Below are 1,328 nucleotides of genomic sequence, written 5' to 3' on the forward strand. Positions count from 1 at the left end.
ATCTGTCCCGCGAAAGCGGTGGCTTTCACACGACCTGTCCGCTGGGCTAGGTCGGTGCCGGCCTGACCCGTTTCGATGGCTTCATAGAAGGTTGTCCACCCACGCTCCGGCGGGGGTGTGACTCATTAGAGATCTGCCTCGCGACAATTCTCCCAGGCCCGGATAACGAACCATTTACCGGAAGAAGACACTTCGTGAGCACCGTGGCTGACACATACAAATACGTCATCGGCGTGGATACCCACGCCAAAACGCACACCTACGCAGTCGTTGCTGCCGCTACTGGCGCAGTCATTGACACCGCTTCGTTTCCCACCACCGACGCTGGAACCGCCCGCGCGATCGCATGGATTGAGCGACGCTCGGATGGGCAGCAGCTTGCCGCTGTCGAGGGCACCGGCTCCTACGGAGCAACCGTGACTCGCGCTCTCACCACCGCGGGGATTCGCGTCTGCGAGGTCAAACCACCCAAACGGCAGGCCCGGGATGGTCACGGTAAAACCGACCAAATCGATGCCGTGGCTGCCGCCCGCACCGCGCTTGGCACCGATGCGACCGCGCTGATTCTGCCGCGCGCCGACGGGCTTCGCAGCGCCCTTCGAGTTCTGCTCGTCGCGAGACACAGTATCGATTCCCAACGCACCAGCGACCGCAACGCGCTCAACGCGCTCCTGCGGATAATCAACCTGGGCCTCGACGTCCGCGCACCCCTGACCAACACTCAAGTCGACATCATCGCCGCATGGCGCGATCGCTCCAGCGATGACACTGCCGCTGCCGTCGCCCGATCTGAAGCCCGCAGGCTCGCCTCCGCGATCCACCAGCGCACTCGCGAGTTGGAAACGAATCACGCGGCCCTGTCAAAGCACGTCGACGAACTCGCTCCAGGCATCCAGGACATCCCCGGTGTCGGACCATTCACGGCCGCTATCATCCTGACCGCTTATTCCCACCAAGGCAGAGTGCGCTCGGAAGCCGCCTTCGCGGCGTTGGCTGGCGTTAGCCCAATTCCGGCATCATCGGGAAATACGACCCGGCATCGCCTCAACCGCCACGGCGACCGTCAACTGAACCGAGCGCTCCACATCATTGCCCGCTGCCGCATGATCACCGACCCCACGACGAAAAGCTACGTTGACAGAAGAACCGCCGAAGGCAAGACCCGGCGAGAGATCCACCGCTGCCTCAAACGATTCATCGCCCGCAGCATCTATCGCTCACTGGCGACCCTTACTGCTTGACTTCAACCATAGAAGGGTCGTGTGGTGTCCTTCGTGAGTTGCTTTAGCCGGTCCCCACTGACCATCCCACGATGGCTCCTCGCGTTG

Annotated in this window: 1 protein-coding gene; it reads left to right on the forward strand. The window is 62.4% G+C overall.

What is annotated here, in order from left to right:
- Window positions 1–194: 194 nt before the first annotated feature.
- A complete protein-coding gene (locus E3T47_RS00740) occupies window positions 195–1,241 on the forward strand; it encodes an IS110 family RNA-guided transposase (RefSeq protein ID WP_134553758.1) in 1,047 nt (348 codons plus the stop codon).
- Window positions 1,242–1,328 lie beyond the last annotated feature (87 nt).

It is taken from the genome of Cryobacterium ruanii (assembly GCF_004404055.1).
Lineage (GTDB): Bacteria > Actinomycetota > Actinomycetes > Actinomycetales > Microbacteriaceae > Cryobacterium > Cryobacterium ruanii.